At 45.7% G+C, this 21708-nt stretch carries 19 protein-coding genes; 5 read left to right on the plus strand and 14 right to left on the minus strand.

What is annotated here, in order from left to right; all coding sequences use genetic code 11:
• Positions 1 to 88 precede the first annotated feature (88 nt).
• The 8 genes from R7Q11_RS16490 to R7Q11_RS16525 form a co-directional block, all read right to left on the minus strand.
• Positions 89 to 568, minus strand: a complete 480-nt coding sequence (locus tag R7Q11_RS16490; protein ID WP_005377290.1) for a GNAT family N-acetyltransferase — start codon at positions 566 to 568, stop codon at positions 89 to 91.
• A gap of 189 nt (positions 569 to 757) precedes the next feature.
• Complete coding sequence (locus tag R7Q11_RS16495) at positions 758 to 2635, minus strand: propionyl-CoA synthetase (protein WP_225466587.1); 1878 nt, start codon at positions 2633 to 2635, stop codon at positions 758 to 760.
• A gap of 77 nt (positions 2636 to 2712) precedes the next feature.
• Positions 2713 to 3909 carry a 2-methylaconitate cis-trans isomerase PrpF gene (prpF, locus tag R7Q11_RS16500; protein WP_005377286.1) on the minus strand — a complete coding sequence of 399 codons (1197 nt, stop codon included), beginning with the start codon at positions 3907 to 3909 and terminating at the stop codon, positions 2713 to 2715.
• Positions 3910 to 3918: 9 nt separating this feature from the next.
• Positions 3919 to 6510, minus strand: coding sequence for a Fe/S-dependent 2-methylisocitrate dehydratase AcnD (gene acnD / locus R7Q11_RS16505; RefSeq protein ID WP_225466588.1), 2592 nt, complete (start codon positions 6508 to 6510; stop codon positions 3919 to 3921).
• Positions 6511 to 6666: 156 nt separating this feature from the next.
• Positions 6667 to 7809: a 2-methylcitrate synthase gene (gene prpC, locus R7Q11_RS16510; protein WP_005377283.1), complete on the minus strand. Its 1143-nt coding sequence runs from the start codon at positions 7807 to 7809 to the stop codon at positions 6667 to 6669.
• Positions 7810 to 7940: 131 nt separating this feature from the next.
• Entirely contained in the window at positions 7941 to 8837 is an 897-nt protein-coding gene (gene prpB, locus R7Q11_RS16515; RefSeq protein ID WP_005388185.1) for a methylisocitrate lyase, read from the minus strand.
• A 12-nt stretch (positions 8838 to 8849) separates the two neighbouring features.
• On the minus strand, positions 8850 to 9563 hold the full coding sequence (locus R7Q11_RS16520) for a GntR family transcriptional regulator (protein WP_005377279.1): 714 nt from the start codon (positions 9561 to 9563) through the stop codon (positions 8850 to 8852).
• A 264-nt stretch (positions 9564 to 9827) separates the two neighbouring features.
• Positions 9828 to 10226, minus strand: coding sequence for a GFA family protein (locus R7Q11_RS16525; RefSeq protein WP_005377278.1), 399 nt, complete (start codon positions 10224 to 10226; stop codon positions 9828 to 9830).
• A 266-nt stretch (positions 10227 to 10492) separates the two neighbouring features.
• On the opposite strand from R7Q11_RS16525, the gene R7Q11_RS16530 reads away from it, so the two are divergent.
• The 5 genes from R7Q11_RS16530 to R7Q11_RS16550 all read left to right on the plus strand — a co-directional run bounded on the left by R7Q11_RS16530 (position 10493) and on the right by R7Q11_RS16550 (position 15390).
• Complete coding sequence (locus R7Q11_RS16530; RefSeq protein ID WP_225466589.1) at positions 10493 to 11464, plus strand: tripartite tricarboxylate transporter substrate binding protein; 972 nt, start codon at positions 10493 to 10495, stop codon at positions 11462 to 11464.
• Between the two features lie 238 nt (positions 11465 to 11702).
• Positions 11703 to 12197 carry a tripartite tricarboxylate transporter TctB family protein gene (locus R7Q11_RS16535; protein WP_005388179.1) on the plus strand — a complete coding sequence of 165 codons (495 nt, stop codon included), beginning with the start codon at positions 11703 to 11705 and terminating at the stop codon, positions 12195 to 12197.
• 19 nt (positions 12198 to 12216) lie between these two features.
• Positions 12217 to 13743 carry a tripartite tricarboxylate transporter permease gene (locus R7Q11_RS16540; protein ID WP_005388177.1) on the plus strand — a complete coding sequence of 509 codons (1527 nt, stop codon included), beginning with the start codon at positions 12217 to 12219 and terminating at the stop codon, positions 13741 to 13743.
• Positions 13744 to 14022: 279 nt separating this feature from the next.
• The gene (locus R7Q11_RS16545) at positions 14023 to 14538 is read left to right on the plus strand and encodes an adenylate kinase (RefSeq protein WP_225466590.1); all 516 of its coding nucleotides are present in this window, start codon (positions 14023 to 14025) and stop codon (positions 14536 to 14538) included.
• An 81-nt stretch (positions 14539 to 14619) separates the two neighbouring features.
• Positions 14620 to 15390 (plus strand): sulfite exporter TauE/SafE family protein, encoded by a 771-nt coding sequence (locus R7Q11_RS16550; protein WP_225466591.1) that lies wholly within the window; start codon positions 14620 to 14622, stop codon positions 15388 to 15390.
• 293 nt (positions 15391 to 15683) lie between these two features.
• On the opposite strand, the gene R7Q11_RS16555 is transcribed toward R7Q11_RS16550, so the two are convergent.
• The 6 genes from R7Q11_RS16555 to R7Q11_RS16580 form a co-directional block, all read right to left on the minus strand.
• Complete coding sequence (locus R7Q11_RS16555; protein ID WP_225466592.1) at positions 15684 to 16655, minus strand: TAXI family TRAP transporter solute-binding subunit; 972 nt, start codon at positions 16653 to 16655, stop codon at positions 15684 to 15686.
• Between the two features lie 205 nt (positions 16656 to 16860).
• Entirely contained in the window at positions 16861 to 17865 is a 1005-nt protein-coding gene (gene vopD / locus R7Q11_RS16560; RefSeq protein ID WP_225466593.1) for a type III secretion system translocon subunit VopD, read from the minus strand.
• Between the two features lie 10 nt (positions 17866 to 17875).
• Positions 17876 to 19075 (minus strand): type III secretion system translocon subunit VopB, encoded by a 1200-nt coding sequence (gene vopB, locus R7Q11_RS16565; protein ID WP_005377260.1) that lies wholly within the window; start codon positions 19073 to 19075, stop codon positions 17876 to 17878.
• 7 nt (positions 19076 to 19082) lie between these two features.
• Positions 19083 to 19568: a SycD/LcrH family type III secretion system chaperone VcrH gene (gene vcrH, locus R7Q11_RS16570; protein ID WP_005377258.1), complete on the minus strand. Its 486-nt coding sequence runs from the start codon at positions 19566 to 19568 to the stop codon at positions 19083 to 19085.
• Positions 19569 to 19580: 12 nt separating this feature from the next.
• On the minus strand, positions 19581 to 21404 hold the full coding sequence (locus R7Q11_RS16575; RefSeq protein ID WP_276577022.1) for a virulence-associated V antigen: 1824 nt from the start codon (positions 21402 to 21404) through the stop codon (positions 19581 to 19583).
• A 10-nt stretch (positions 21405 to 21414) separates the two neighbouring features.
• A complete protein-coding gene (locus R7Q11_RS16580) occupies positions 21415 to 21699 on the minus strand; it encodes an LcrG family type III secretion system chaperone (RefSeq protein ID WP_005377254.1) in 285 nt (94 codons plus the stop codon).
• Between the last annotated feature and the right edge of the window lie 9 nt (positions 21700 to 21708).

The raw sequence follows: 21708 nt of genomic DNA on the forward strand, positions 1-21708 counted from the left end.
GCGAGCAACTTATAGAGAAAAGTCTATTGACGAACTGAATGATTTCAATTCGATAGAACCTAAATCACAATATTAAAGTTAAATACGATTATTCGTTCAGCGGTTTTCTTAAATAGTGGATATGATGTGCAAATCCTTGTTTTTCATACAAAGATATTGCGCCCTGGTTAAAATGCCATACTTCAACAAACATCTGTTTTGCACCGTAATCAGAGAACGTTGACTCAATTTTATTAATCAATGCCTGCGCCGTACCTTGTTTTCGATATTCAGGCAGCACATAGAGCTCATCCACACTTCCCATCATAACTGGCTGGCTGACGGTAGAAATAAGTTCACAGAAGTGACCAGAGATAAAGCCAATAATTTCATCTCCTTGTTTTGCTACGTAAACAAGGCACTCAGGGTCGTCAATATATCGAGCAATGCTTTTTTCTTGTTCTATCTCCTCTGCCGTTTTGAAAAGCTCAGGAGATTGAAGATGATGCTCATCATGAAGCTCGAACATAAGATCGTTGAGCAACTCTAGGTCGCTAAAACACGCAGGTTTAATCGCAAACGTGGTCATACAAAGGGTCACTAAAAATGGAATGGCTGTAGTTTGTGAGGAAAACGTCGTATTGGCAAGTCACAAATGCTTTCACGATACGTTTGTACTGTTTGAACAACAAAAAGGCCCCTGCACTTAATAAACGTACAGAGGCAGAACCAACCAACAGAGTTCGAGGATCAGGGGTTAGTTAGAATTGAGTTTTTCTCAGCGTCGTAGCACTCGCTCAATTTCGTTCAAGCTACTTGGGTCATCAATCGTTGACGGAACGGTGTATTTTTCACCATCAGCTATTTGACGTATAGTTCGACGCAAAATTTTACCTGAACGTGTTTTCGGTAAACGGTCTACAACCAACGCATGCTTGAAGCAAGCAACTGCACCTATCTCACTACGCACTTTGCCAACAAGCTCACCCTCAAGGTCTAGCTCATCCACTTTAACACCGTCTTTTAGTACCACAAAACCAAGTGGAAGCTGACCTTTTAGATCATCGTGGATACCAACCACCGCACATTCTGCAATCGCTGGGTGGCCTCCTACTATTTCTTCCATTTCACCTGTCGACAATCGGTGTCCAGCGACATTAATCACGTCATCAATACGTCCCATAATAAACAGGTAACCGTCTTCATCCAGATATCCACCATCACCTGACACGTAGTAGCCTGGGAATTGGCTAAGATAACCAGTTTCAAAACGGTCATGATTACGCCAAACCGTTGGCAGACAACTTGGTGGTAGCGGACGTTTTAATGCGACAAAGCCTTGTTGGTTAGGCCCGACAGCCTCTCCAAGTTCATTCAGAATCTCGACCTGATAACCCGGAATGGGCTTCGTCGAAGAACCAGCTTTAACTGGCATCATTTCGACACCTGTCGGGTTGCCCGAGATGGCCCAGCCCGTCTCGGTTTGCCACCAGTGGTCAATAACGGGCTTGTCCGCTTTGCTCTGAACCCACTCCAGTGTCGGAGGGTCGAGGCGTTCTCCCGCCATAAAGATGGTTTTCAGATTCGACAAGTCGTACTGTTTTAAGTGCTCGCCTTCCGGGTCCTCTTTCTTAATCGCACGAAACGCCGTTGGTGCAGAGAACAACGCATCTACTTTATATTCATCACACACTCGCCAAAATGCGCCAGGATCCGGTGTTCGAACAGGCTTGCCTTCGAATAGGATAGTAGTGCAACCGTGAATCAGTGGAGCGTAAACAATGTAAGAGTGCCCTACTACCCAGCCCACATCAGATGCCGCCCAAAAGACGCCATCTTGAGGAATGTTATAGATTGCGCTCATGGAGTACTTCATCGCGACAGCATGGCCACCGTTATCACGCACAACGCCTTTCGGCTTACCTGTCGTACCCGATGTATAAAGTATGTAGAGCGGATCGGTTGCTAACACCGGAACACAACCATGTGGCAGCGCTTGGTTGTACTCTCGCTGCCAATCTAAGTCTCTATCTTGGTTTAGCTCAGCGTCGCACTCTGGACGTTGGAAAACAAACACTTTCTCAGGCTTCCAACGGCTGTCCATAATGGCTTTGTCTACCATTGGTTTGTATGGAATGACTTTGTTGATCTCAATCCCGCACGACGCCGTCATGATCACTTTCGGCTCTGCATCTTCAATTCGTACAGCAAGCTCATTAGGAGCAAAACCGCCGAATACTACGGAATGAATCGCCCCCAAACGCGCGCAGGCAAGCATCGCCATTGCGGCTTCTGGGATCATCGGCATATAAATAACGACTCGGTCGCCTTTTTCAACACCTTGAGCAGACAGCATGCCAGCAATTTTTGCTACTTGGTCACGTAGGTCGCTATAGGTGTACGTGGCTTTACGACCTGTCACTGGCGAGTCATAAATGAGTGCAGTATTATCACCGCGTCCTTGCTCGCAATGGTAATCTAATGCTAACCAGCACGTATTCATTACACCATCTGGAAACCAACGTTCTATGCCGTTTTCATCAGATTTCAAGATAGTTTTAGGAGATTCAAACCAATCGATATTCTCCGCTTGAGCGCGCCAAAAACTCTCCGGTTCATTCTTCGCCCATAAGTATTCTTTTTCGTATGAAGACATATTGCTTCCTCCAGTATGTCCTGACATTGCTCTCGTTCTACTCAAAGATCGCTCTTTTAATCCAAAGATCGTCTCTTTTAATCGAAGACATAGAAGGGTACACGCACAAATCCCTCCATCAGTATTCTCGCACTTCGGCTCATAATGGCTTTTTGCACCACCCAGCCCTGCTCAGTTTGCTTCGCTTGTGCCCCAACTTTTAACGTTCCTGACGGGTGGCCAAAAGTCACGGACTCTTTTTCACCGCCACCAGCGGCTAAATTCACTAACGTTCCGGGCACACACGCAGCAGAAGCAATAGCAACGGCTGCTGTTCCCATCATTGCATGATGTAGCTTGCCCATCGACAGCGCGCGAACGAGCACATCAATATCCGACTCATTAACGGCTTTACCACTTGAAGACAGGTAACTTTTCGGTTTAGAAACAAACGCTATTTTCGGCGTATGTTGGCGTGTTTGAGCTTCTTCTAAATCAGAAATCAGGCCCATTTTTAACGCGCCATATGCACGGATGGATTCGAACATTGCTAATGCTGTGTCATCGTTGTTGATATCGTCTTGCAGCTCGGTGCCCTGATATCCAATCGATTCAGCATCAATAAAAATGGTTGGTATGCCCGCGTTAATAAAGGTCGCGTTGAACGTACCCACATCCGGCACCACTAAATCATCAACTAAGTTACCCGTAGGGAACATACTTCCTTCGCCATCAGAAGGGTCAACGAAATCGACTTGAATCTCGGCGGCCGGAAACGTCACGCCATCGAGCTCAAATTCGCCGGTTTCTTGAACGAAACCATTGACGATTGGCACGTGAATCAAGATGGTTTTGCTGATGTTCACCTGCCAAACACGCACCGTCACAATGCCATTTTCTGGAATGCGATCTTGTGGGATCAGACCAGCATGAATGGCGAAAGGACCGACAGCGGCAGACAAGTTGCCGCAGTTACCGCTCCAATCGACGAATGGTTTGTCGATCGACACTTGACCAAATAAGTAGTCAACATCGTGATCGGCTCTGCTGCTGCGCGAAACAATCACTGTTTTACTGGTGCTTGACGTCGCGCCCCCCATGCCATCAATTTGCTTCGCGTAAGGATCAGGGCTGCCAATAACGCGTAGCAACAGTTTGTCACGTGCGGCTCCAGCCACTTGCGCTTCTTGAGGTAAATCCTCTAGGTTGAAAAAGACACCTTTACTCGTGCCGCCACGCATGTACGTCGCGGGCACTTTTATTTGGCTTGTTTGATTCGGAGTATTATTTGACATACGCACTCCTTATTGTGCCAAGAAATCTTGCGCGAAACGCTGCAGAACACCGCCCGCGTTGTACACGTGAACTTCGTCAGCGGTATCTAAGCGACAAGTAACCGGAACATCGACTTTATCGCCGTTGCTGCGTGTGATAACCAGCGCTAAATCAGCGCCCGGCTTGATTTCTCCAACCACGTCGTAAAGTTCCGTACCATCCAGATCTAGCGTATTGCGGTTAACGCCCGACTTGAATTGCAGTGGTAGTACGCCCATGCCAACCAAGTTAGTACGGTGAATACGCTCAAATCCTTCAGCAACAATGGCTTCTACGCCTGCCAGTCGAACGCCTTTTGCTGCCCAGTCACGGGATGACCCCTGACCGTAATCCGCGCCAGCCACCACGATCAATGGTTGTTTACGATTCATGTAGGTTTCAATCGCTTCCCACATACGAACCACCTGCCCTTCTGGCTCTACACGCGCCAGAGATCCCTGCACGACTCCGCCGTTTTCCTTCACCATTTCATTGAACAACTTTGGGTTAGCGAAGGTCGCGCGTTGCGCCGTTAAGTGGTCACCACGGTGAGTCGCGTAAGAGTTGAAATCTTCTTCTGGCACACCCATTTTCGCTAAGTATTCACCTGCTGCGCTGCTTGCGAGAATCGCGTTGGATGGTGATAAGTGATCAGTGGTGATGTTGTCGCCCAGAATCGCCAATGGACGCATACCAGACAATGTTCTTTCTCCCGCTAGCGCACCTTCCCAGTACGGTGGTCGGCGGATATAGGTACTCATCGGACGCCAGTCGTACAGCGGGTTGGGATTTTGCTCTTGATCATTCAGCTTAAACATCTGAATGTAAACTTGCTTAAACTGCTCAGGTTTAACATGAGTACCGACAACTGCATCGATCTCTTCATCGCTTGGCCACAAATCATTGAGATAAATTGGTTTGCCGTGTTGGTCCGAGCCCAATGCATCGCGCTCGATATCAAAACGAATGGTACCCGCTAGCGCATAAGCGACAACCAATGGTGGTGAAGCCAAGAAAGCTTGTTTGGCGTACGGATGGATTCGACCATCAAAGTTACGGTTACCAGAAAGCACCGCTGTTGCATATAAATCACGGTCGATGATCTCTTGTTGGATTTTTGGATCCAGCGCACCACTCATACCGTTACAAGTTGTACATGCGTAACCAACAATGCCAAAGCCAAGCTTCTCTAGCTCTGGTAATAAGCCCGCTTCTTCCAGATACAAGCGTGCAACTTTAGAACCCGGAGCAAAAGACGATTTCACCCAAGGTTTACGTACAAGACCAAGTTCGTTGGCTTTCTTCGCCACAAGGCCAGCAGCAACCACGTTTCTTGGGTTACTAGTATTCGTACATGAGGTAATAGCAGCGATGATCACTGCACCATCTGGCAACTCGCCTTCTTTCTCTTCCCACGCTCCAGAAATACCGCGCTGTGCCAACTCAGAAGTTGGTAAACGACGATGAGGGTTTGACGGACCAGCCAAGTTACGGCTAACTGATGATAAATCGAACTCAAGTACACGCTCGTAAACTGCGCTATCAAGATCGTCTGCCCAAAGACCGGTTTGTTTTGCGTAATTTTCTACTAAAGCAACTTGTTCTTCATCTCGACCAGTTAGTTTCAAGTAATTGATGGTCTGCTCATCAATATAAAACATGCCAGCTGTTGCGCCGTATTCTGGTGTCATGTTTGAAATCGTTGCGCGGTCTCCGATCGTTAGATCACGTGCGCCTTCTCCGAAGAATTCAAGATATGAAGATACCACACGCTCATTACGAAGAAACTCAGTAATCGCGAGGACAATATCCGTTGCGGTAATGCCCGGTTGACGTTTACCCGTCAGTTTGACACCGACAATATCTGGTAGACGCATCATTGATGGTCGGCCAAGCATGACGGTTTCTGCTTCCAGACCACCGACACCTATCGCAATAACACCAAGAGCGTCTACGTGAGGCGTGTGACTGTCCGTACCCACACAGGTGTCAGGGTAGGCAATGCCCTGCTTTGCTTGTACCACAGGAGACATTTTTTCCAAGTTGATTTGGTGCATGATGCCATTCCCAGCTGGAATCACGCTGACGTTTTCAAACGCTGTTTTACACCACTCGATAAAGTGAAATCGGTCTTCATTACGGCGCTCTTCAATCGCGCGGTTTTTGTCGAAGGCATCAGGGTCAAAGCCCGCATGTTCAACCGCTAAAGAGTGGTCAACGATCAATTGTGTCTCAACCACTGGGTTCACTTTTGCAGGATCGCCGCCCTGATCTGAAATGGCATCGCGTAGACCCGCTAAATCGACTAGAGCGGTCTGACCAAGAATGTCATGACAAACAACGCGTGCTGGATACCAAGGAAAATCAAGATCGCGTTTGCGTTCAATTAACTGTTTCAGGCTATCTGTCAATGTGTTCGGGTCACAGCGACGGACCAGTTGCTCAGCTAGCACGCGAGAGGTATAAGGGAGTGTTTCATAGGCTCCAGGAGAAATGGCATTGACGGCTTCGCGTGCATCAAAATAATCCAGTTGAGTTCCCGGAAGCGGCTTACGATATTGAGTATTAATATTTGTGTTCATGGTTTGCTTCCATTCAGTCTTTACATCTTGCCTTCATCAAGGTTTTCCATTGCTCCAGAAACACAGTGATGAGAGGATCTCCTTCCTCTGTTAGAGAGAATGACAAAGGAAGGAGGTGGTCAACCAAAGCATATAATGCCCTCGTTGACCTTCGCGCTAGCGATTCTCGATAGGCACCCATTCTTGATGATCTGGGCCCGTGTAATCAGCACTTGGGCGAATAATACGGTTATTGGCACGCTGTTCATAAACGTGTGCAGCCCAGCCCGTTAAACGACTCATCACAAAGATTGGGGTAAATAGTTTGGTTGGAATGTCCATGAAGTGGTAAGCCGATGCATGGAAGAAGTCCGCATTACAGAACAGACCTTTCTCTCGCTTCATCACTGATTCAACACGCTCAGAAACCGCATATAGATGTGTATCACCAACTTGCTTCGATAACTCTTTGGACCAGCGTTTTATTAAGGCGTTGCGAGGGTCACTTTCACGATAAATCGCATGACCAAAGCCCATGATCTTGTCTTTATTGGCTAGCATTTTCATGATGTTCGCTTCCGCCTCGTCGGGCGTTTGCCAATCTTCAATCATTTCCATCGCCGCTTCGTTCGCACCTCCGTGAAGTGGTCCACGAAGCGTACCGATTGCTGCCGTGATACAAGAATGGATGTCTGACAACGTTGATGCACAAACGCGTGCTGCGAATGTAGAAGCATTAAACTCATGTTCAGCATAAAGAATAAGCGAGCAATGCATCACTTGTTTGTGCAGCGCAGATGGCGCTTTGTCTGTAAGTAATCGCAAAAAGTAACCACCGATGCAATCTTCAGTCTGATCCTCGGTGTTGATACGCACGCCATCATGACTAAAGCGGTACCAGTAACAGATGATGGCAGGGAACAAGGCAAGCATACGTTCGGTTGCTTTCAGTTGCTCCTCGAAGCTCATTTCCTGCTCTAGGTTACCCAATACAGAACAACCCGTGCGCATTACGTCCATTGGGTGTGCGCTTGCAGGAATCAACTCTAAAGCTTGTTTTAGCTCGGCTGGCAAACCTCTAAGGCTGAGTAGATGTGTCTTGTACGCATCAAGTTCTTGTTGATTCGGTAAGTGACCGCGTAACAGAAGGTGAGCCACTTCTTCAAACTGTGCGTTGTTCGCAAGATCAGTAATATCGTATCCACGATAAGTTAGACCAGTTCCCGTTTTTCCGACAGTACATAAAGCTGTGCTTCCTGCGCTTTGACCACGAAGGCCTGCGCCACCTAATTCTGCTTTCTTTTCTGCAGTTTGAGACATTGTTTGAACTCCTTTTCTGTCTGACTTTTCCCTCTCTGGGGTGTTTTTAGCCAAACGAATTTCACGTTATTAGATGAGATAAATTCCGATTATCTTTTTCTTGGGCTTCCGTCTATTTTTGCTTTTCCCCGCTATTTCCCTTCAGAGAATAACTGGTCAAGTTTGTCTTCATAGTCGTGGTAATTCAGGTGCTGATACAACTCTTTACGTGTTTGCATCGAATCAACCAGTGCTTCCTGATTACCCACTTCTAGCAAATGTTTGTAGACCGTTTCAGCAGCTTTGTTCATGGCACGGAACGCACTTAATGGATAAAGCACCATGTCCACTTTTGCTTTCGCTAGCTCATCGCAGCCATAAAGCGGTGTCGCGCCAAACTCTGTAATATTAGCCAGAATAGGAACGTGCTTTCCGGTCGCTTGCTCAAGCGCATTTGAAAACTGAAGGTACTGGTCCAGCTTGTTCATCGCTTCGGGGAAGATCATGTCTGCGCCAGCTTCCACACACGCAATCGCGCGCTCGATTGCGCTGTCCATGCCTTCAACAGCTAACGCGTCAGTACGAGCCATAATCACGAAACTTTCATCATTGCGTGCATCAACCGCGGCTTTTACACGATCAACCATCTCTTGCTGGCTGACTATTGCTTTGTTCGGACGATGACCACAACGTTTCTGTGCGACTTGGTCTTCCATGTGCACCGCTGCCGCGCCTGCTTTTTCCATCGCTTTGATCGTGCGAGCAATGTTAAATGCACCGCCAAAACCCGTGTCGATATCAACCAAAAGAGGCAAATCACATGCGTTAGTGATGCGGTCAACGTCAACCAAAACGTCGTTTAATGTTGTGATACCGAGATCCGGCAATCCGTATGACGCATTTGCGATACCGCCACCAGACAAGTAGATCGCTTGGTGACCCAAGTTTTTTGCCATCATGGCGCAATACGGGTTTATAGTGCCGACAATTTGTAGTGGATTATTTTGTTCAATGGCGAGTCTGAATTTCGCTCCCGGTGTTAAGCTCATGACGAATTCCTTCTAGTCTTTGTCTAAACTTTCTGTATGTATAATTTGAGATTGGATGAGCTTTCGACTTCCTGATATGTGTCTTCTCATCAACATTTCTGCAAGCTCTTCATCGCGATTGCGAATGGCTTCCAAAATGAATTTGTGTTCGGTGAGCGCCTCATTCGGGCGAGATTGTGCACGTGGCGACTGGTAACGATACATCCGTAATAAGTGATAGAGTTCATCACACAGCAGAGATATTAACTTACTGTTTCTGCTCGCTTGGATGATGCGATAGTGAAAATCAAAGTCACCATGTTGATGGAAGTAAGACGCGCCTTCCATTTGGTCTATATGCTTGGAATGTGTCGACAATAGCATTTCCAAGCTTAAAAGCTCTTCTTGCGTAATGTGTCGCGCAGCTAACCTTGCCGCCATGCCTTCCAATGCTTCTCGAACGGCATAAAGTTCTATCAGCTTTTCCGGAGAAAAAGTGGTCACTCTGGCCCCAACATGAGGAATTCGCTCGATGAGCCCTAGCCCCTCTAAGCGCATCAATGCTTCACGCAAAGGCCCACGACTGACTTGATATTTCTTTGCTAGCTCAGGCTCTGATATCTTATGGCCAGGCTTCACATCGCCATTAACAATGACTTCAATCAGTGTTTCGGTCAGCGTTTCGGATTTGGTGTGTTCTTTCTCAGAACCCAGCACTTTATAACGAGCTTTCAACTCAGAGTTCATATTCAGATACTCTTGTTACCGACATCGAAATGTCTACAATTTCTTAACCTGAATATAAAGTAGTCGATCAAAGTGTCGACAATCAAGTTAATTGTCGACAATTTAGACTAAGGTCGTAATTTAAATGGGCCTAAAATGCCCATTAAGTGCCTTTTTTAGCAGAAATAAAGAATGGTGAGTTCATATTGTCGACAACTTATAAACCTTTAAGCTTATGATCTAAAAACTAAAAGCTCAGCTGTCGAACAATAATCGGATAAAAAACTATTCTTTAGGTACAAATTGATCAAAGACTTGTTGCGAAGTCATCTTTTGTGAAGCGGAATTGAGGTCATAATAAGCTGGCTTTTCATCGGTAAAAATCTCTAAAGTGAGTTTGAAATCTGGGTTATCGAACAAACCAGCGGAAAGAATGTACTCACCTGTCGGCAACAAATGATAGAAAAGGTTTGTGCCGCATTCGCCACAAAAACCTCTCACCGCCCAGTCAGACGATTGATAACGCTTTGGCTCGGCCCCCTTAAACGTTACGTTAGGCCCACAATGCACCGCATGAAGTGCGCCACTCGACCATTTTCGACACATAGAGCAATGGCACAGGCTAACCTCATTTTTAACCTCAGCGATGACTTCAATTGCGCCGCACAAACACGTCCCTTTCATTCTCTTTTCCTCGTTCATTTTCCGTCATTTTATTATGGCCTACCAAAGCGTAAAGCCGCGTGACCTAACACCAACTTCTCGCCGTGAACTTTATGAACAAAATAACCGAAATGCTCAATATTCTCTTTATATCTCTTTTACAGACAGATATTTAACACTTAATTAACCTTTACACCAAGTTCAGCTTTAACGCTTACAAGGCATGACAACTGAGCAAAAACAATAAGGCTCAACTAAATAGAGTCGCCAACATAAGGAACGTGAACATGTTAAAGGTACTCAAACCAACGCTCGCCGCTTCAATCATCGCAGCTTCATTTTCATTCAACGCTCTTGCTGCAGATATTGAAAAAATGCACTTTCTTATCCCTGGAGGTGCCGGTGGCGGTTGGGACATGACCGCCCGAGGTACTGGTGATGTATTAATAAAGTCAGACATCATCGAAACCGTATCATTTCAAAACCTATCTGGTGGTGGCGGTGGCAAAGCAATCGCACATTTGATTGAAACGGCTGATCGTCAAGAAGATACACTCATGGTGAACTCAACACCGATCGTCGTTCGCTCGCTCAGTGGGATCTTCCCACAATCTTTCCGCGACTTGACTCCTGTTGCCGCAACGGTTGCCGATTATGGCGCCATTGTTACATCAGCCGATTCTCCTTACAGCTCTTGGGAAGATGTCGTTAAAGCTTTTAAAGAAAACCCACGTAAGGTGAAGGTTGCTGGTGGCTCTGCTCGTGGTTCTATGGATCATTTGGTTATAGCAGCAGCTTTCAAAGGTGAAGGTTTTGATGCGCGTAAAGTTCGTTACATTGCCTATGATGCAGGTGGAAAAGCCATGGCAGCCCTACTTTCAGGCGAAACACAACTGCTCTCTACAGGGCTAGGTGAAGTACTCGAAATGTCTAAGTCTGGGCAAGTGAAAGTGTTAGCGATTACAGCACCAAAACGTTTAGAAGCTGCGCCTAACATTCCAACTCTCACCGAATATGGTAATGAAACTGTCTTTGCTAACTGGCGTGGATTCTTTGCAGCACCAGGCACAAGCCAAGAAAAGCTAGATGAATGGAATGCCGCATTTACTAAAATGTATAACACCGACGAATGGCAAGTCGTTCGAGACCGCAATGGTTGGATCGACAACTATAAAGCGGATAAAGCATTCTTCGCGTTTCTTGAAGATCAAGAGCAACAGATGGGTGACTTAATGCGCGAGTTAGGCTTCCTGAAGTAACAGTCGAATCGGGGTCCCTCAGATACCAACCTCAATGAATAACGTAGGTTGGTATTTCCCCATTGTATTTGCACTCTAAGTTTCACCGCATATGGACATTGTCGACAATCGGCATGCACACTCCTTTGTTTATATACCCAAAGCGGCTCGACTAGCAGCGAAATGCTTAATTGTTAATGGTTTAGTTTATTCATTAACGTCCATATGCGGTCTTTTTTACTTTTGTTAGGAGTTGAATATGCCTCGTTCAACCAACTTTTTCACCAAAGAGTATTTGCTCTGTCGTGACCGCGTCGGCGCAATGATCTTTCTACTTTTCTGTCTTTGCTACGGTTATCAAACCTCGCAGATTCCATTGTTTCCAGGTGATGAGTATGAACCATTCACCGCACGTACTCTGCCAACCATCCTGACTTACGTTGGTGTCGGCCTTTCTTTGCTATTGCTGGTGACAGGACAACCAGATAAACAAAGTGGCGCAGTGCTGACCTTCAATTGGAAGTTACTGATTGCCTTTTTAATTTTAATGGCGCTCTACGGCGTGGGCCTGACTTATCTAGGTTTTGTGATAGCTACTGGCTTCTTTTTATTGGCTGGCTTTTATCTGCTCGGGGAAAGACGTAAACCCGTTCTGTTTGGCGCGTCGTTTCCATTCGTGATCGCGTTCTACTTATTACTCACTCAAGGTTTGGACATCTATCTCGAACCGGGTTTGATTTTCACCATCTGGTAGTCAAAGAAAGGACTGAATTATGTTAGATGGAATTCTACAAGGTTTATCCACCGCAGTAATGCCAATGAACATTATGATGGTGATCGTTGGTTGCTTCGTCGGTACATTTATCGGCATGTTACCTGGACTTGGGCCGATCTCAGCCATTGCTTTGATGATCCCAATTACTTATGGCCTAGAGCCCTCCTCTGGCCTTATTTTAATGGCGGGTGTTTATTACGGTGCGGTATTTGGTGGTTCTACATCGTCGATTTTAATTAACGCGCCGGGTTGTTCTTCAACCGTGGTCACAGCATTCGACGGCTACCCAATGGCTCAAAAAGGCCAGGCAGGTAAAGCATTAGCTTTGGCAGCTTATTCGTCTTTCACTGGCGGTACGCTATCTGCCATTATGTTGCTTGTTGCCGCACCAGCATTGGCTAGCGTCTCCCTTAGCTTCCAATCGTCGGACTATTTTGCGTTGATGCTACTTGGGTTATCAGCAGTCGCGGCTTTTGCGGGGAAAGGTCAGGTAATCAAAGCGTGGATGATGACCATTCTTGGTTTGATGCTATCTACAGTTGGAATCGATAAAGGCGTAGGCGTTGAACGCTTTACCTTCGGTTTAACGGATTTAATGGATGGCTTTAGCTTCTTGTTGCTTGCAATGGCGACATTCGCACTGGGTGAGACACTGATGGGCATCCTTAAACCATCAAAAGACACCAGCGATGAAGAACAAGAAAAGCTGAGCAACATTGGCTCAATGAAAGTGACCAAGGAAGAAATCAAAGATGTTGCGCCTGTTTCAATTCGCTCTTCAATATTAGGTTTCTTCACTGGCGTTCTTCCTGGCGCAGGGGCAACCATTGCTGCTTTTTTAAGCTATGGTATGGAGCGCAACCTCGCACCTAAAGAGAAAAAGGATGAGTTCGGTAAAGGCAGTATCCGTGGTTTGGTTGCGCCAGAGTCTGCGAACAATGCAGCATCTAGTGGTTCATTTGTACCGCTATTAACGCTTGGTATTCCGGGCTCTGGTACAACAGCAATAATGCTCGGTGCGCTGATCGCTTATGGTATTCAACCTGGACCTCGCCTATTTGTTGAACACCCAGATGTGTTCTGGTCAGTGATCATTTCCATGTACTTCGGCAACATCGTACTTGTGATCCTGAACTTACCATTAATTCCGTACATTTCAAAGCTTTTGGCGGTTCCGAGAACGGTGCTTCTACCGATGATTTTATTCTTCTCAATCACCGGGGTTTATTTGGTCTCTTTTAACACTATGGATGTGTTCGTGATGCTGATTGTGGCTATGGCTGCCATTGCACTTCGGCTCGCTAACTTCCCGCTCGCACCTTTATTGCTGGGCTTCATCCTTGGAGGATTAATGGAAGAGAACTTACGCCGCGCATTAATGATTTCAGATGGAGAACTGAGTTTCCTATGGGAGCGTCCTATTACCCTTACCTTTACTGTTTTAGCTGTATTGGTATTGGCAAGTCCACTAATCGTAAAGCTGATTCAAAAGTTTAAAGCACAGCCAGTCAGCGTTGAGCAGTAATCGCTGTCTCTTTCAACCTAGATAAAGCCATCCATCGTGATGGCTTTATCTTCCGCCCTCCAAATCGTTCGCTTATTGTGCAGATGGTATTGACAAATCACTGTCGTTATATGAAGGTGATTGTATGAACACACACTTAGCGCAACTTAACCAACGAATTATCATCATTCCATAGGAATGGTGGGATTTTTTGATGCGCTCAGTATTTATCGAACCCACCCATAGCGGTGGGTTTTCTGTCTCTACCGTATGGGAAAAGCTCTCTTGGAGGCGGTCACAATGCAAAAAATAGCAGTTTTTGGTAAACCCGGCAGTGGAAAATCGACGGTAAGTAAAGCAATCGCGTCTGCTACCGGTCTTCCTCTTCATCAATTAGATTCAATAGTATATAAACCAAACGGTGATCCCGTTGAGCGTAACGTTTTTGATGAAGCCCATAGCAATATACTAAGCTCAGATCGTTGGATTATAGATGGCCTTGGACCGATCAGCTCTTTCAACGCTCGTTTAGATGCAGCCGATACTCTCATTTATATTGATCTACCATACTCCGTAAGCTATTGGTTTGTGACGAAACGTCTCCTTAAAGGACTATTCATAAAACCTGAAGGTTGGCCTGATGGTAGTTCGGTACTGAAAGGAACGTTACAAAGCTGCAAAGTTCTTCAGCAATGCCCCGCATTCTGGAATGATGACTTTATGTATCGCCTCGAAGGGTACTCTCAAACTAAAGCCGTTCATGTCATCAAAAACGTTACAGAACTGAACAATTTTGTTTTAGAGCGGGTAAAGTAAACCTCATATCAGAACATTAGAGCATGTAGGTTAGATCATCTGAAGCTCTAACAATGAAAAAGAACATAACAAGGATTGTTTATGCTTTTAGAACTCGCACTTTTATTCTTTGCTGGCGTAATTGGTGGGATCATTAACTCCATAGCGGGAGGCGGAAGCTTTATTACTTTTCCGGCTCTATTGGCAGTTGGTGTTCCTCCTATTATGGCTAACGCAACAAACACATATGCTTCATGTGCGGGTTACATTAGTGGAGCCGTCGGGTTCAGAGAAGAGATCATGAAGAACAAGCATGAACTGCTGTTCACAGTCTCATTCAGTTTAGTCGGCGGCGCTGTCGGAGCATATCTGTTGCTCAACACGCCAGAGTCGCTATTTATGGAAGCCATCCCTTGGTTACTCTTATTTGCCACCGTGCTTTTTCTCACCGGTTCTCGTTTAACAATGCTAATCAAAACTGTCACGAAAGAGCACAAACATGCTGGCATACTCGGAGCAATCGCGTTGGGTTTACTACTTGTTGGTGTCTCTGCTTACGGTGGTTTTTTCAACGCAGGTTTAGGGGTTATTGTTCTGAGCTATCTGGTAGTAGCGGGCCACCAAGACATTAATTTAATGAACGGTTTGAAATTGCTCGTATCTACGTGTGTTTCACTCATTGCTATCGTGATTTTTGTTGCCAATGGCTCCATTGACTGGCACACAGGTAGTGTTGTTTTGGTCGGTACGTTGGTAGGTGGGTATCTTGCAGCTCGCGTCTCTCGTCAACTGAATCCCAATCATGTTAAAGGGTTTGTTGCTCTTTCTTCTATTCTCATCACTATCTACTTTTTCATTGATGTTTATGTTTAAGCAAAACTTGTACAAGTGGATAACAATCCTACAAAAACACCAGCGCGAAAGATTAATGCAGATAGCTTAACGATTTTTTGTGTCACTCCAGCGAGGTTAGGAATCTAATAGCACTACACTGAGCGGCTAATGAAACCATTTTGATCACAAAGTGCTCGGATGGAAGATCCTGTATCACGCTCCTTCGTCGCTGTACAGGATGACGAGAGATAGAAATATGCCACTCGCAGTTAAACGAGTGGCATTGATCGAGAAAGATGGCGTTTTACATCAATAATAAGAGAAGGTAACGCTTACTTAATCAGCCCTACTTCTTTGTAGTATTTGAGCGCACCTGGGTGAAGAGGCGCAGATAAACCGTCTTTTACCATTTCCTCTTTCTTCAAGTTTGCAAACGCTGGGTGGAGACGGCGGAAATCATCGAAGTTTTCAAATACCGCTTTAACCACGTTATAAACCACATCTTCTGGTACCGCAGTAGAAGAAACGAACGTCGCGCCCACACCAAAGGTTTGAACATCACTATCTGTGCCACGATACATACCACCCGGGACATTTGCGACACGATAGAAGCTGTTGTCTGCAACCAGTTTTTCTACATTAGGTCCAGCTACCGTTACGATATTACTATCACACGACGTAGTGGCTTCTTTAATCGCTCCACTTGGGTGACCAACGGTATAAATCATCGCATCAATTTTGTTATCACAAAGTGCTTTTGATTGCTCTGCTGCTTTTAACTCAGAGACAAGCTTAAAGTCGTCGTTATTCCAACCATACTGGTTCATTAGCACTTCCATAGTACCTCGCTGACCAGAACCAGGATTACCAATGTTAACGCGCTTACCTTTCAAATCATCAAAAGTTTTGATGTTCGCGTCTTTACGTGCAACGACAGTAAACGGTTCTGGATGAACGGAGAATACGGCGCGTAGCTCTTTAAAAGGCCCGCTTTCTTCAAACTTACTGGTTCCTTTGTAAGCATGATACTGCCAGTCTGATTGCGCGATACCGAGGTCCAATTCACCAGCACGAATAGTGTTGATGTTATAAATCGATCCCCCAGTACTTTCTACCGAACAACGGATACCGTGATCTTCTCGCGATTTGTTAACCAAGCGACAAATAGCGCCACCAGTCGGATAATAAACCCCTGTTACGCCACCGGTACCAATCGTGACAAACGTTTCCTCCGCAGACGCAGAAAAGCCTGTTGTGAGTGCCGCTAAAGAAGCAGCAAGTGCGATTTGCTTAAACTTAAACATTGAACATCCCTTTTACCTGTGTTGATGACCGTTTAAGTATAGCAACCGTTAACAATTTGATAACGTTTGAGTTCTCATCCTTGGAGGTTGATTTATAGATATATACTTTTTTATCAACTTAACCTACTGATAAATAGCATTTAGACTTGAATCCCATAAAAAAAGCGTTGTATAAACAACGCTTTGTAGTTAGTGAAACGGATGGTTACACCGTTGGGACTGACGCTCGCCACGCTTGGTTCTGGCTATCTGAGATAGATCGGAACAAGTCACGTAGCTCTTTCAATAAACCTTCTTGGAAACCAATGTTTTCATCGGCTTTCTGTTTGGCTGCTTGTGCGCGAGTCGCTTGTACTTCATCATCTTTGCTGCGCGCTTGCGCTTTGGTTTGCTCTACATTCGATGCTGAGTTTGCCATCTGGCCCAAAGCTTGAAGAATCGCGTTCTTTGCTTGGTTTGAGCTCATCAACTTATCGAACTTACGGCCACCACTTGTCAGCTGCGCTGTCGTGTCTGCGATATTGTCTTTCGCTAGTGAGTGCGCACGCTTAACCTGATCTTGCTGCGTTTTAGACAAGCTATTGTTATTTAATAACTCTTCTGCTTGATCGAAGCCAGCTTTTTGCGTTTTCAGTACATTATTGCTCGCCATTTCATTCTTGATTTCTTTCCCTGCTTTGAAAGAACCAAGGGCACCAATAATTGCGGTAGCACCCGCTAATACACCCGAAACGACTGCCATCGCGATCATTGCGCTTGCCGAGTTGTTGAGTTCTGCCGCTTGGCTTTCTAAACTCGCGACGTTTGCTTCAACAGCAATTTCACGTTGTAGCACTTGCTGCTCACGGCTCAGCTTTGATACTTGATACAACAATGTTAATAGCGTCAACGATTGTGATACCGCATCTGATGGTAACTTGATCACCTCCTCACCGTTAAGCGCTTTCATCGTTGTGCTCATTAATGAGCTCACCGTCGGTGCAAGAGCGCTCATTAGGTTTGCAACAACCTGAGCTTGGTTACTCACTGTAGGAGCTTTAGGTGTCTCTAACTGGTAGCGTGCTGCACCAGAAACACCTGACTCACTCTGGCTTTTAACGGCGCCCGCTTCAAGCTTTGTTTCCGGCGCTTTTTCTGCTTTGTTGGTTTTTATGGTATCGCCTAAACCGTATAGTTCACCACGACCCGTTCCGCCTACTTTATCTAGCATAATAAACTCCTTATACCGTTGCAGGACGGCTTAACACCGTTTGCATAGTTTCACTTTTCGCTTGAATCATTTGCATGATGAGGCTCATCAACTCTTGGAAGTCTTCCATCAACTTACCAATCTCTTCTTTGAGCTTATCAATGACAGCCTGGCTTAACGTCATTTTGGCTCGAAGGTCTGTGATATCAGCCTGAATCTCTGTCACGTGAGCATTGTTAGCAGCGTGGACACTGTCCGTTGCGCCTTTACCCACATTGACGGCAAGATCGACGGTTTCTGCGCCATAACGAATCGCTTTCGCTGTTGTTGTCGCAGCTTTTGTGCCCATATCCGCCACTTTAGCCATGTTTGCAGCGGCTTTCGTAGCGATTTCCGTGACCTTTTGAGCTACCTTACCAGCACCTTTCGCTGCAAGTTTCGCGATACCGCCAGCTGCTGCACCACCAAATGTCACAACAGCTCCGATAACCGCGACGGCGATTTCTAATGCCATTACGACTTTGTTTAGCACATCGACATTTACGCCCGCTTCTTTTAGCGCATCTTGAACGGCTGGCTCTTGCAACGCCATGCTCACTGCTCCCATGACGCCACCAGCGATCATAAGTGCACCGGCCGCTGCACCAACACCCGTTGCCACCATTACGGCACCAACAACAATAGAAACCACCGCACTGATCCAACCAAAGATCTTCGCTGCTAAGCCTGATTTTTGGGCTTCTTTTGCAGCGGCTTCCGATTCTTTGATTTTGTCTTGGTTTTCCACCATCTCTTTTTCGTGCTTAGCTTTTGCGACCTTCACTTCCTGAATTTTCAGCTCGTTTTGAGCACTTTTCAGTTTATCCGTGATAGCAGCAAGCTCTACTTCAAAATCATCAGCAGATCCTGCGATGATTTTGACGGCAATCGAACCTGTTTGGTCTGCAACTGCATGGAGAGATTTTGCAATGGTATCGACGATCTTTTGCAGCTGTGCCATGGCTTTTAGCGTCAAATCATTCACTTTGTCACTAACAGCTGCGTTAGGTGCATCTAACTGAACTTTTACTTTTCCGGTGTTCAGTACATCTGCATCTTTACTCTTCACGTTTTCTACCGTCACAGAAGGCGTCGCTGTAGACGCCGTTTTCTGCACGTTATCTAACGTGGCTTGGCCAGATTCAGGGCTATAAACCTGTGTCTGGATGCGGTCAAGTGCAATAGAACTCATAGTCTAATTACTCCTTTTTATTTCTCACCGCTTCTAACATGATGCCTGCACGCTCATGCAAATCTGCATATTGTGATTTTCCGGCAGACATCTCCTTCGCGCTGTAAAACCCACTCTCTGCTTCTGTCAGTTGTTCCAGTTTAAGGTGACATTCAGCAGAGTGAAAAGGTGGGCGTGGATCATTTACGTCCACTAGCGCTGCGTAGCTGTAGGCGTCTATTGCCTGCAGATACTCACCCAACTCCTGACGAGCCGCGCCAAGGCCAATGAAAAATCGCGCCTGATAATGATCAAGCATGCTGAGTAATTGAAATACTTTCGCTGCTTGCTCAATCTTTCCCGATTGGAAAAAGTTGTAACCTACGGCATAAATGTGTTCGATGGTGTCCTGAGACACATCGTGCAACATTTTTAGCGTGCCTCCCTCTTCCAGAAAAGACAGCAGCTCTTCTGCTTGCATTTGGGATGGATCGGTCGCGTTTGTTTTAGTCATGGTTGGTTATCCTTAAATGGCTCGTAGGATTTCTTGTAAAATACTGTGGTACTTCTGAACAAACTTGTTCATCGCTTCAACGGTCGAGTTGTATTGAGAACTGGTGTCGTTCAGCTCAGTGGTTTTGATTTGCACTTCATCGTTAAGCAACTTGGATTTAGCACTGACAGAACTAGAAAAATTAGACAGTTTTTTCGACTTCTCTTCGTCTTGGTACGACGCACCATCACCGATAGTAATACCTTGTGTTTGAAGGAAGTCTCGATGGTTTGTTATCTTATTATCCGTCAAATACTTGTACTCAGGTGAAGCTTCAAAATCCGTTTGATTGCTGTAGTTAAAGTCACTCGCTTTGAAGTTACTTTCTGGATATCCCGGTTTATAAACCCCATCAACACTTTGCGTAGAGTGAATTTTTGATTGCACAACACCAAAAACTTTAAGCTGTATTGTGAGATCCTCTAATGCCTCTTTCTGGTCATTACGTTTCTCTAAACGGTTAACACGACGCTCATTTAGTGCAAGCAGCACTTGCTCATCAAAACGGTCTCCAATGCTGGACTCAACAACGGCCAACAAATCACGAGCCGTTAGAGAGTGCTCTGCTCTCACCTCGCGATCCGCTTTCTCTTTATCGGTGATATTGAGTAGACGCTCTTTCAATGCCCCTAAGTTCTTGCGCAATGCCTCGTATCGCTCAGTAAATGAAGCCCCGGTAGATTCACCTTTTACTATTTTTTCAAACTGTAATCGGATATCTCGTTCGGTGTTTTCTTTGATCAAATTAACTTGAGCTGCCGTTATTTGTGTCTTTTGGACATCGGCTATCGCGCTGTCCTGGTAAAAGTCGTCGATTTCTATATTTGTTAAACTCACCGCGAAGTTGGCGAACAGACTAGAAAGGGTCAAAGGCTCAGTTCCACCAATGACAGTATTAAGTGCTGCTTTTAGATTATTCGTTCCACTCGCCTCACCATAAGCTGCGCTATATTGGCCTTTCACTTGAGCGGCCATTTCATCTAACGCTTCTTTAAGCTGCTGTTTAGAAATACCAGGAGTCCAGGTAATTCTGCTAGCTAGCGCACTTGCGTCATCGGTGCTTAAAGTAATACCGATGCCTTGAAAACTACTTTTTAATTGAGCTGAGACTTGAAGAGCGAAACTCTCTTTAGTCAACAGAAAATCCGAGCTCTTCAGTTGCGCGAGATTAACGGAACCTAAGCTACTAAAGGCATTGCGAAGAAAAGAAATAGAAGCATCTCTCACTTCACGGGAGCCCATTTGATTAGCAAGCTCTGCAACAAAAAGAGAAATCTCTTTGGTGGCATTAGCCAGACCTGTCTCGGAGAGGTTGGCGATCTGCTCCGCTTGGTTACTCTGAGTGCCCAGATTAAATTGACTAACAAACTCAGTAGATAACGAGCTATCTACGTTTTCCGTCAGTAACTTACTAAACCAAGACTGAAACTGATTTGATAGCGTTTGGTTTGTTTGAGCATTAAACTCGGCTGCGGTTAATTCACCATCTGAGTTAGCACTTTGTAGCGACTTTAGCCAAACAGATGCGGTGTCGGTAAATGATATACCAGCAAACGCGTTATTTTTCGCTTTTAGGTTTTCAAGCGTATCAACATAAAGCGCGATGCTTTGTGATTCCGTTTGTCCCGAGATAGTTGGCAATGAAGAGATTATCGAGGCAAGTTGCTGAGTCTCTGCTTCACCCAGTACAGGGGTAAATACCTCTATCAAGTTTTGTTGGAAAGTGGGTAATGGTGCACTACTCGCAGCTGTGTCTGTTGCTCCTGTCGTAGAGCCAGTCGTTTTCATATTCGTCATTTCCAAACCTCTAAATCATCATGCCGCGCATCACTGTGGGACGCTTTCTGCGTTTACCTGACGTACCTTGTAGCTGAGTTTGTTGTTGCCGGCGGCGCTGGACTTCGTCTATTAGCTCTTGCTCTGCACGTTTCATGGTATCTACTGGCGCTTTTATGCCGCCAAGTAATACATCCCCCGCAACAGGACCAACACCTAAGCCTTCCAATAGCTCATTAAAAATATCGGTTCTGTCTTCAGCTTTTCTAATGGCAAGCTCAGCGTTCTCAATCGCATCGGTAAACGGTTGCTTCATCTTGATTCC

Source organism: Vibrio sp. 970 (assembly GCF_033339075.1).

What these genes read in the sequence shown, in the direction of transcription:
- prpF (WP_005377286.1), bottom strand. Translation starts at nt 3,909, where the DNA reads ATGTCAAATAATACTCCGAATCAAACAAGCCAAATAAAAGTGCCCGCG.
- R7Q11_RS16575 (WP_276577022.1), bottom strand. Translation starts at nt 21,404, where the DNA reads ATGACGAATATGAAAACGACTGGCTCTACGACAGGAGCAACAGACACA.
- prpC (WP_005377283.1), bottom strand. Translation starts at nt 7,809, where the DNA reads ATGTCTCAAACTGCAGAAAAGAAAGCAGAATTAGGTGGCGCAGGCCTT.
- R7Q11_RS16580 (WP_005377254.1), bottom strand. Translation starts at nt 21,699, where the DNA reads ATGAAGCAACCGTTTACCGATGCGATTGAGAACGCTGAGCTTGCCATT.
- R7Q11_RS16540 (WP_005388177.1), top strand. Translation starts at nt 12,217, where the DNA reads ATGTTAGATGGAATTCTACAAGGTTTATCCACCGCAGTAATGCCAATG.
- R7Q11_RS16545 (WP_225466590.1), top strand. Translation starts at nt 14,023, where the DNA reads ATGCAAAAAATAGCAGTTTTTGGTAAACCCGGCAGTGGAAAATCGACG.
- vcrH (WP_005377258.1), bottom strand. Translation starts at nt 19,568, where the DNA reads ATGACTAAAACAAACGCGACCGATCCATCCCAAATGCAAGCAGAAGAG.
- R7Q11_RS16555 (WP_225466592.1), bottom strand. Translation starts at nt 16,655, where the DNA reads ATGTTTAAGTTTAAGCAAATCGCACTTGCTGCTTCTTTAGCGGCACTC.
- vopD (WP_225466593.1), bottom strand. Translation starts at nt 17,865, where the DNA reads ATGCTAGATAAAGTAGGCGGAACGGGTCGTGGTGAACTATACGGTTTA.
- R7Q11_RS16550 (WP_225466591.1), top strand. Translation starts at nt 14,620, where the DNA reads ATGCTTTTAGAACTCGCACTTTTATTCTTTGCTGGCGTAATTGGTGGG.
- prpB (WP_005388185.1), bottom strand. Translation starts at nt 8,837, where the DNA reads ATGAGCTTAACACCGGGAGCGAAATTCAGACTCGCCATTGAACAAAAT.
- acnD (WP_225466588.1), bottom strand. Translation starts at nt 6,510, where the DNA reads ATGAACACAAATATTAATACTCAATATCGTAAGCCGCTTCCGGGAACT.
- R7Q11_RS16535 (WP_005388179.1), top strand. Translation starts at nt 11,703, where the DNA reads ATGCCTCGTTCAACCAACTTTTTCACCAAAGAGTATTTGCTCTGTCGT.
- R7Q11_RS16525 (WP_005377278.1), bottom strand. Translation starts at nt 10,226, where the DNA reads ATGAAAGGGACGTGTTTGTGCGGCGCAATTGAAGTCATCGCTGAGGTT.
- R7Q11_RS16520 (WP_005377279.1), bottom strand. Translation starts at nt 9,563, where the DNA reads ATGAACTCTGAGTTGAAAGCTCGTTATAAAGTGCTGGGTTCTGAGAAA.
- vopB (WP_005377260.1), bottom strand. Translation starts at nt 19,075, where the DNA reads ATGAGTTCTATTGCACTTGACCGCATCCAGACACAGGTTTATAGCCCT.
- R7Q11_RS16490 (WP_005377290.1), bottom strand. Translation starts at nt 568, where the DNA reads ATGACCACGTTTGCGATTAAACCTGCGTGTTTTAGCGACCTAGAGTTG.
- R7Q11_RS16495 (WP_225466587.1), bottom strand. Translation starts at nt 2,635, where the DNA reads ATGTCTTCATACGAAAAAGAATACTTATGGGCGAAGAATGAACCGGAG.
- R7Q11_RS16530 (WP_225466589.1), top strand. Translation starts at nt 10,493, where the DNA reads ATGTTAAAGGTACTCAAACCAACGCTCGCCGCTTCAATCATCGCAGCT.